The organism is Micromonospora sp. D75 (genome assembly GCF_018070405.1).
Lineage (GTDB): Bacteria > Actinomycetota > Actinomycetes > Mycobacteriales > Micromonosporaceae > Micromonospora > Micromonospora chalcea.
The window spans coordinates 1-8,956 of record NZ_JAGPXV010000203.1; the positions used below are offsets into that span (position 1 = coordinate 1).

An 8,956-nucleotide genomic window follows, 5' to 3' on the forward strand; every position below is an offset into this window, starting at 1 on the left:
CGCGCCGGTTCGCCCCGGCCGGCGTCTGCGCCACGCCGGGCAGCTTCACCAGGCCGTCGACGCCGCCGACGGAGGCGAGCCCGGCGCTCATCACCAGAATCACGTCGGGCGCGGCGTTGATGAGGCCCTCGCTGGTCAGCGGACGGAACTTGGACAGCCCGGCGGCGCTGCCGGCGTCGACGCCGCCGACCGCCTCGATCATCGCGTCGGACCCGGCGCCCCGGCCGCCGATCAGGTAGACCCCGGCGGTGCCGCGCAGGTAGAGGAACGCGATCCGTGGCGCGCGGCCCGCCGGGGCGGTACGCCGGGCCTCGGCGATCTCGCTCCGCACGCGGGTCACCAGCCGTTCTCCGGCCTCGGGCACGCCGAGCGCCGCCGCGATCGCGCGGATGTGCGCCGGTACGCCGTCGAGCGTCGGCTCGGCAGGTACCCGCACGACCGGGATGCCGGCGGCGCGGAGCTGGCGCAGCACCTCGGGCGGCCCGACGCCGTCGTCGACGAGCACGACGCTGGGGTCGAGGTCGAGCACCGCCTCGGCGGAGAGGTCGTGCCCGCCCGGGGTGACCACCGGCAGGTGCGCGGCGGCGGGGAACGTGGTCGAGGTGTCCCGCCCGATGACGTTGCCGCCGAGGCCGAGGCCGAAGACGATCTCGGCGATCGAGCCGTGCCGGTTCACCGGGAGGATGCGGCTGACGTCGTCGACGGTCACCGTCGTGCCGTCGCCGGAGCGTACGGTGGCCGGCAGCGCGGGCGTGGGCGCCGGGCGGACCGGCTCGACGTCGGCGTCGTCCACTGTCGCGGTGACCGGGCCGCAGCCGGCGGCGGACGGCGTACCCGATCGGCCCGGCGCAGCGCAGCCGGTCGCCGCCAGGGTCACCGCGAGCAGCGCGACGAGTGGTCCCCGGCCCGGTCGCCGGTGCGGGCGGCTCACCGGCCGGCACCGCGACGGCGCCGCCAACGGCCGAGGCCGAGCAGGACGACCAGGGCCAGCGCGGCGGCCACCACCCCGACGGTCCATCCGCGTCCGGCCCCGGAGGTGTCGCTGACCCGCGTGACGTGGAGGTCGGAGGCCGCGGCCTGCGACGGCGCCCCGGCCCCGGGCGCGGCGCCCGTCACCCCTGCCGCCCCCGCTGCGGCCGGCGGGTTGCCGGAGGCGGCCGGGGCCGGCGCGTCCTGTCCGGTGGTGGTCCGGGGCGTGGCGGCGGGCGTGGTCGCCTTCGGCGCCGGGCCGGCCTTCGGCGGGGCGCTCGTGGCGCCGGCGGCGAACGTGACCGGCACCCGTACGTCCTGGGACCGGTCGGAGGCCCGGGTGTGGTCGGCGCGGGTGACGACCGCGCACCGCCGGACGGTGCAGTCGACGTCGCCGATGGTGGGGGTCACCTTGACCGTCACCGAAAAGGAGCCGCCGGGGCCGTACGGCTCGGGCAGGCCCTCGGCGTAGGCGGGCGGGTTCGACGAGATCCACTGCGAGGCGCCGAGGCTGCCGGTGGTGTCGGCGCCGCCGCCGCACGGGGTGGCCGCCACGCCCGGTCCGTTGTCGACGCAGTACGCGACGTAGATGCCCTTGTCGACGTCGTAGCCGCGCCCGGAGACGGACACGGTGGCGCCGGAGCGGCTCAGGCCGGTGCTCGGGGTGACGGTGAGCTTCTGGCCGCCGCTGCCGGTGGCGGTGCCGGCGTGGGCCGGCGCGGGCGTGGCGACGACGGCGGCGGTGAGCAGAACGGTGGTCCAGATGGTGCGGCGCCGTGATCGCATCGGGCTCCTCACACGACAGGTCCGGCCGGACATGCCGGCCGAGCGGGTACTTAGGTTTGGCTAACCTAAGTGGCGAACGCGCAGGTGGCAAGGGGTCCGTTCGGCTGAAGATCTTGGGACGCTTCGTGGATCACCCGATCATCTTAGGTTTGCCTAACCTAATGCCTTCGCTTCCCCTCCCGAGAGGAACAGCATGTTCAGATCCAGAGCCGGAGCCCTCCGGTCGATGCGCTGGGCGGCGGTGCTCGCCCTCGGCGTGTCGAGTGCGCTCGTGGGCGCCGGACCCGCCTCGGCGGCCGAGGCCGAGATCGCAAGCGGCAGCCTGACCTGGGGTTTCAAGGCCAGCTTCCGCAACTACGTCAAGGCCGGCAACGGGGACCCGCCGATCGCTGTCAGCAACGGCGCCACCGTCAACGCCGACGGCACGTTCACGTTCCCGTCGACCGGCGGCACGCACGACGCCGCCACCGGTACGACCAACGCCACGTACGGCGGCACCGTGGTGTTCTCGTACCCGGCGCACCTGCTGACCATCACGCTGGCCAACCCGACTGTCGCCGTCTCCGGCGGCACCGCCTCGCTGAAGGCGGACGTCGACCTGGCCACCACGATGACCGAGCCGGTCTCGGTGAAGCAGGCCACCATCGCCACCCTCACCGGCGCTCCCGCCACCAGCGGCAACACGGTGACCGGCAGCAACCTCGCCGCGGCGCTCACCAGCGTGGGAGCCGGCGCGTTCAACGGCTTCTACGCCGCCGGTGAGGCGCTGGACCCGGTGTCGTTCACGTTCACCACGGCAGGCGGCACCGCGCCCGCGACCCCGGCGGTGACCGTCGACCCGGCCCAGGGCCTCGACCCCGCCGGCGCGACTGTCACCGTACGCGGCACCGGCTTCGACCCGGACTTCAACAACGGGGCCGGCATCTACGTCTCGTTCGGACCGAAGGTCGACGAGCACTGGGCCAACGCCGGCGTCCTCCAGGTCACCAAGTGGGTCAACAAGACCAACGAGCCGACCGACGCCCGGGACCGGATGGCCGCCGACGGCAGCTTCACCACGACGCTGCCGATCAGCGCCGTCTACACCGACCGCAACGGCGACGAGGTGGACTGCACCGAGGTGCAGTGCTACGTCATCACCTTCGCCGCCCGCGGCTCGGCCGACCGCCGCCAGGACACGTTCACGCCGATCACCTTCACCCGTACCGGCGCGGGTGGGAACTCGGCCCAGCAGCGGATCACCAGCACGGTGACCGGCGGCCCGCTCAGCCTGAGCGTGGCCGGCGCGAACGTCGCCCTGCCGCCGGTCGGCAAGGGCGAGTACGCCCGGGCGCCGCTGAACACCGCCACGGTGGCCGACCTGCGCGGTGCCGGCACCGGCTGGAGCCTGGTCGGACAGGTCTCCGACTTCACCTCCGCCGCCGGTGGCGTCATCGCCGGGAACTACCTCGGCTGGGCGCCGACCGCGAACGTGGTGGACGACCCGCTGGGCGGAACCACCGGCGCCGTCACCCCGGGTGCGGTGGCCGCTCCCGGCGCCGGTCTCGGCGAGGCCCGAGCGTTGTGCACGGCCGGCGCCGGGACAAGCAACGGCGTCTACGCCTGCGGCGCCGAGCTCAACCTCGGTGTGCCGGCGTCCGCCGCGGCGGGCGACTACGTCGCCACGCTCACCCTGACCCTCTCCTGATTCACCGACCGGGTCGGCCCTGGTGGGGCGCGGGCACGTCGCCCGTGCCCCACCAGCGGCGTCTGCCCGGCGACCACCTCGCAGCGGAGCACGGCATGCCCCTCCTCACGCCCACCACCCGCATCCCGGCCGCCCGGATCGGCGCCGCGCTCGCCGCCGTGCTGCTCGCGGTGCTGCTCGGGTCACCGTCGCGCGGCGAGGCGGCCCCCCGGCCGGCGCCGCCCGCCGACCCCGGCGCCGCCCGCTGGGCGGTCCAGCCGTCCGGGCCCGGCGGGCCGACCGGGCGCAACTACTTCACCTACGACCTGGCGCCGGGCGCCACGATCACCGACCACGTCGGGGTGACCAACCTCGGTGACCGGCCGCTCACCTTCGCGGTGTACGGCACCGACGCGTACACCACCACCGACGGCGCCTTCGCGCTGCTGCCCTCCGACCGGGCCGCCACCGACGTCGGCGCCTGGATCGGCGTCGAGCGGCGGAACTGGACCGTCCAGCCCGGCCGGCGCGCGGACATCCCGTTCCGCCTCACCGTGCCGCGCGACGCCACGCCGGGCGACCACACCGGTGGCGTGATCGCCGCGGTCGCCCAGGACGGCGTCACCGCCGACGGGCAGCGGGTCCGCCTCGACCAGCGGATCGCCGCCCGGGTCTACCTCCGCGTGGCCGGCGAGGTCCGCCCCGCCGTGACCGTCGAAACGGTACGCGTCGACTACGACACCCCGCTCAACCCGATCGGACGCGCCGACCTCACGGTCACCTACCGGATCCGCAACAGCGGCAACGTCCGCGTCGGCGGCACCGGCGCGGTGGTCGTCGACGGCCCGGGTGGCTGGACGCTGTCCCGGACCAGCCCGGTCGACCTGCCGGAGCTGCTGCCCGGCGCCGAGTTCACCGTCACCGAGCGGGTCACCGGGGTGCCGCCCGCGCTGCGGCTGACCGCGACAGTGGACCTCGCACCCACCACCGTCGACACCGCGCTGCCCCCGGTGCGGCGCACCGCGAGCGTGTGGGCGCCGCCCTGGCTGCTGATCGCCGCTCCGGCGGCCGCGGGAGCCTGGCTCCTCCACCTGCGCCGTCGTCGACGCCGCCCCACCTCGGCCGCGCCCTCCACCACGCCCGGGCCGGCGCCGGTGTCCGAGCCTCCGGCGACGGTTGCACCCGCCGGGCCGGCGTCGGTGTCCGAGCCCTCGGCCGCTCCCGGCGGGCCGGCGGATGCGTCCCGGGCGCCCGTCGCGGGAACGCCCGAACCCCCGGCGGGCGGCACGGCGGCCGGTGCCCGGTGACCCCGGTCCTGCCGGCCGCCGCCGCGATCCTCGCGCTGGCCGTGCCGGTCCCGGCACCGCCGTCCGCCCCGGACGGCGCCGCCGTCTCCGCCCCGCCCGCGCCGTCGTCCACTGCGGCCTCCGCGCCGCCGCGGCCCGCTGGCCTCGTGCCGTCCGGCCCGCTGACTGTCGGGCAGCGGGTCACCGTCACGCTGCGCGGCTGGCCGGCCGGCCCGGTCCACCTCACGGTCTGCGGTAACGACGCCCGCCGGGGCGCGCTCGACTGCGCCAACGAGCAGGCCACCACCGTCCAGGTGCCGGCGGGCACGACGGCGGCGCCGATCGCGCTGGCGGCGCCACCCGTCGCCTGCCCCTGCGTGCTGCGCGCGCATGCGCTGACCGGCGCCGTCCAGGCCACCGCCGCGCTGCCGGTCCGGGGCGTGACCGCCGCCCCGGCGCCCGCGCCGGCCGCCACGCCGCGCCTGCACCTCGACGAGCTGCGCGTCGCCGGCCGCCGCCCGCTACGGGAATGGTTCGGGCTGCCCGAGACGCTCACCGTACGCGTCGCGCTGCGCAACCCCGGCCCGGCCGACGTGGTCGACCCGCCGTTCACGCTGCTGCTCGGCCGGCCCGGACGGGCGCACACCATCGTCGCCGCCCCGCCCCTGGGCACCATCGGCGCCGGGCAGGTCCGGACGTACGAGATCCCGGTGCCGGTGGACGTCGCCGTGCTCGGGGCACACGAACTCCACGGCCGCGTCGACCTGCCGGAACGGCCGGTCGCCTTCGTGGTCGAGACCAGCCGCCACCCCTGGGGACTGCTCGGCGCGGCGGCGGTCCTGGTGGTGGCGCCGATCGTGCTCCGGCCGCGCCCGCCGCGCCGCCGGGGGCGGCACCGCACCGGCGAGGGAACCGGCTAGCCGACGGCGGTGGGGGAGGGCGGCGCGCTGCCGCCCTGCGGCGCCTCGGCGGTCATCAGCCGCACGATCTCCGCCCGGTCCGCTGCCGACGGCATCCCCCACTCCGGCCGGTAGCCGAACGCCCGGTCCAGCGGGATCGACGAGGTCCGACCGTCGAGGATCTCCACCGCGTCGGTGCCGATCAGCCCGGGATGCTCGACGCCACACGCCTCGGCCACCTTGACCAGGTCGCGGCGCAGCGTACGGATGTAGTTCGCGGCCCGTACCGACTTGCGGGCCGGGTCCAGACCCCGGGCCAGCCACGCGTTCTGCGTGGCGACGCCGGTCGGGCAGGTGTCGGTGTGGCACTTCTGTGCCTGGATGCAGCCGATCGCCAGCATCGCCTCCCGCCCGACGTTGACCATGTCGGCGCCGAGCGCGAACGCCACCACGGCGTTGTCGGGCAGGCCGAGCTTGCCGGCGCCGACGAACACCACCTTCTCGTGCAGGTCGCGTTCGGCGAACGTGCGGTAGACCCGGGAGAAGCCCTGCTGGAACGGCAGCGAGACCGAGTCGCTGAAGATCAGCGGCGCGGCCCCGGTGCCGCCCTCGCCCCCGTCGACGGTCACGAAGTCCACGCCGCGCCCGGTGTCGCGCATCAGCGTGGCCAGATCCTCCCAGAACCCGAGGTCGCCGACGGCGGACTTGATGCCGACCGGCAGACCGGTCTCGGCGGCGAGCAGCTCCACCCAGTCGAGCAGGCTGTCGCAGTCGGAGAACTCGGCGTGCCGGGACGGGCTGACGCAGTCCTGACCGGCCGGGACGCCCCGGGTGGCGGCGATCTCGGCGGAGACCTTCGCCGCCGGCAGCAGGCCGCCGAGGCTCGGCTTGGCGCCCTGGCTGAGCTTGATCTCCAGCGCGCGTACCGGCGCCGACGCCACCAGGTCCTTGAGCCGCGGCAGGCTGAACCGGCCCTGCTCGTCGCGGCAGCCGAAGTACGCGGTGCCGAGCTGGAAGACCAGCTCACCGCCCATGCGGTGGTACGGCGACAGCCCGCCCTCGCCGGTGTTCTGCAGACAGCCGGCCAGCGCCGCGCCCCGGTTGAGCGCCTCCACCGCGTTGCCGGACAGCGAGCCGAAGCTCATGCCGGAGATGTTCACCACCGACTCCGGGCGGAACGCCCGCGCCCGGCCGCGCGCCGCGCCGAGCACCTTGGCGCAGGGCAGCGTCACGTCGTGCCCGGCGGTCGGCGCCGACGGCGGCACCGCCCGGCCGAACGTGCGGTGCTTGATGATCGGATAGCCGGAGGTGTGCTCGATGTCGTTGTCGGTGCCGAACCCGAAGTAGTTGTTCTCCTGCTTGGCCGAGGCGTACACCCAGCGCCGCTGGTCGCGGGTGAAGGGCCGCTCCTCGTCGTTGCCGGCCACGATGTACTGCCGCAGCTCCGGTCCGATCGACTCGATCAGGTACCGGGCCCGGCCCAGCACCGGGAAGTTGCGGCGCAGCGCGTGGTCGCGTTGCAGCAGGTCCCGCGCCGCCAGCGCGGCGACGGCGGCGACGGCTGCGGGTACGGCTCTTCTCGCCCAGCTCATCCCGCCACTCTTTCCGGCACGGTCACCGGTCAAACGCCTGATGGAACCCGGCCGCCCCGGGCGGTGTCATGGAAGCGGACCGACGGCGGAGGCTGCCCTGGACGACGACGACCTCGTCACCCGCGTACGCGCCGGCGACCGGGAGGCGTACGACGCCCTGGTCGCCCGGCACACCGCGTCCGCGTACCGGACGGCGGTGCTGCTGGGCGCCGGTCCGGACGCCGAGGACGTGGTCCAGGAGGCGTTCGTGAAGGCGTACCGGAAACTGTCCCGCTACCGGGCCGAGGCGTCGTTCCGGTCCTGGCTGCTCGCGATCGTCGCCAACGAGACCCGGAACCTGCACCGGACGCGCAGCCGGCGCGACGGGCTGACGCTGCGCGCGGCGGCGGCGGAACCGGTCGTGGCCGGCGGCGCCGACGACGGGCTCGACGCGGTGCTGGCGGCCGAGCGCCGGGCCGCGCTGGTCGGAGCGCTGCGGCTGCTGCCCGTACGTGACCGCGAGGCGATCGTCTGCCGCTACCTGCTGGACCTCGGCGAGGACGAGACGGCCACGGTGCTGGGGCTGCCCCGGGGCACCGTGAAGTCGCGGACCCACCGGGCGCTGGCGAAGCTGCGTGCCCTGCTGGACCGGGAGGTGGCGCACCGTGGATGACCTGGAGCGGGAGCTGCGTGACCTGACCGGCTGGCTGGAGCCGGCGCGGACGCCCGACGTCACCGCGCGGGTCCGCGCCCGGCTCGACGCGCCCGCGCCGCGCCGCCGCCGGCGGTACGTGCTGGCCACCGTGCTCGCCGCGCTGCTCGTGGTGGCGCTGCCGCCGGGCCGCGCCGCGCTCGCCGACGCGGTGACCGGGCTGCTGCGGTTCTCCGGCGTCGTCATCGACTCCGCGCCCGCCCCGCCGCCGACCGGCACGCCCTCGCCACTGCCCGCGCAGCGGCACGTCGCCCTCGCCGAGGCGCAACGCCAGGTCCGCTTCCCGATCCGGGTGCCGTCCCGCCTGGGCGCGCCGGAACGGGTGCTGGTGGCCGACCCGGACGGCGCCGGCGGCCACCGGGTGGTCAGCCTGCTCTACCGGGGCGGCACGGTACGGCTGGACGCCTTCGACGGCTCGCTCGACATCGTGTTCCACAAGCGGTCCCTCGGCGCGGACGTGACGCTCACCCAGGTGGGTGGCGAGTTCGCGATCTGGGTCGGCGGTCCGCACGCGCTGGCGTACGTGGACCGGTCGGGCACGGAACGGGTCGCCACCGCGCGGTTGTCCGCGGCCACGCTCATCTGGGAGCAGGGCGGGCTGAGTTACCGGCTGGAGGGCGACCTCACCCGCGAGCAGGCGCTGGACGTCGCGGCCTCGCTCCGGTGAGCGACGGGAACCCGGCGGCCCCGGCCGGTGTCCTGTTGACGAGAGCCGTCGACGGGGAGGCCGCGATGTTCGTTGCGAGACGAGTCCTGCTGGTGCCGGTCCTGCTGCTGGCCGGGTGCTCCGGTCCGGCCACGGTCCCGGCCGGAGCGCCGGTGCCCTCGGCGCCGGCGGCCACCGAGCCGGCCGCGCCGGCGGCCTGCGCCGAACGGGTGGAGACCGGCCGGCTGCCGGACTGGGCGGACGCCGGGTTCACCGGCGACACCCGGATGCGGCACGTCTTCGGCGCCCGGGGCGACATCGTGGCGATCCTGTTCGCGTACCCGCTCGTGCACGCCCGGGGCGACGGTGCGAACAACAAGATCCTCTGGGTGGCGCGTCCCGAGGAAGGCCGCTCCGAGCC

General features: G+C 75.8%; 8 protein-coding genes and 1 pseudogene. 6 read left to right on the plus strand and 3 right to left on the minus strand.

Going from position 1 to position 8,956, the window contains the following annotated elements; translation table 11 throughout:
• A partial coding sequence (locus KBX39_RS14535; protein ID WP_312247252.1) for an ABC transporter substrate-binding protein occupies window positions 1-931 on the minus strand: 931 nt, incomplete at its 3' end.
• Window positions 928-1,755: a neocarzinostatin apoprotein domain-containing protein gene (locus KBX39_RS14540; RefSeq protein WP_210871022.1), complete on the minus strand. Its 828-nt coding sequence runs from the start codon at window positions 1,753-1,755 to the stop codon at window positions 928-930. The genes KBX39_RS14540 and KBX39_RS14535, both read right to left, overlap by 4 nt.
• Before the next feature lie 193 nt (window positions 1,756-1,948).
• Between KBX39_RS14540 and KBX39_RS14545 the strand changes: the two genes are divergently transcribed.
• The 3 genes from KBX39_RS14545 (at window position 1,949) to KBX39_RS14555 (ending at window position 5,627) form a co-directional block, all read left to right on the plus strand.
• Window positions 1,949-3,442 (plus strand): HtaA domain-containing protein, encoded by a 1,494-nt coding sequence (locus KBX39_RS14545; protein WP_210871024.1) that lies wholly within the window; start codon window positions 1,949-1,951, stop codon window positions 3,440-3,442.
• 95 nt (window positions 3,443-3,537) lie between these two features.
• Complete coding sequence (locus tag KBX39_RS14550; protein ID WP_210871026.1) at window positions 3,538-4,728, plus strand: DUF916 domain-containing protein; 1,191 nt, start codon at window positions 3,538-3,540, stop codon at window positions 4,726-4,728.
• The gene (locus tag KBX39_RS14555; protein ID WP_210871028.1) at window positions 4,725-5,627 is read left to right on the plus strand and encodes a hypothetical protein; all 903 of its coding nucleotides are present in this window, start codon (window positions 4,725-4,727) and stop codon (window positions 5,625-5,627) included. Before KBX39_RS14550 ends, KBX39_RS14555 begins: the two co-directional genes overlap by 4 nt.
• On the opposite strand, the gene KBX39_RS14560 is transcribed toward KBX39_RS14555, so the two are convergent.
• A complete protein-coding gene (locus tag KBX39_RS14560; RefSeq protein WP_210871030.1) occupies window positions 5,624-7,198 on the minus strand; it encodes an FMN-binding glutamate synthase family protein in 1,575 nt (524 codons plus the stop codon). The genes KBX39_RS14555 and KBX39_RS14560 overlap by 4 nt on opposite strands.
• Window positions 7,199-7,238: 40 nt before the next feature.
• Between KBX39_RS14560 and KBX39_RS14565 the strand changes: the two genes are divergently transcribed.
• The 3 genes and pseudogenes from KBX39_RS14565 to KBX39_RS14575 all read left to right on the plus strand — a co-directional run.
• Complete coding sequence (locus KBX39_RS14565) at window positions 7,239-7,850, plus strand: RNA polymerase sigma factor (protein WP_069088477.1); 612 nt, start codon at window positions 7,239-7,241, stop codon at window positions 7,848-7,850.
• Window positions 7,843-8,556 carry a hypothetical protein gene (locus KBX39_RS14570; RefSeq protein WP_064445669.1) on the plus strand — a complete coding sequence of 238 codons (714 nt, stop codon included), beginning with the start codon at window positions 7,843-7,845 and terminating at the stop codon, window positions 8,554-8,556. The genes KBX39_RS14565 and KBX39_RS14570 overlap by 8 nt, the downstream gene beginning before the upstream one ends.
• Before the next feature lie 65 nt (window positions 8,557-8,621).
• Window positions 8,622-8,956, plus strand: a pseudogene (locus KBX39_RS14575) (hypothetical protein); the annotation flags it as partial.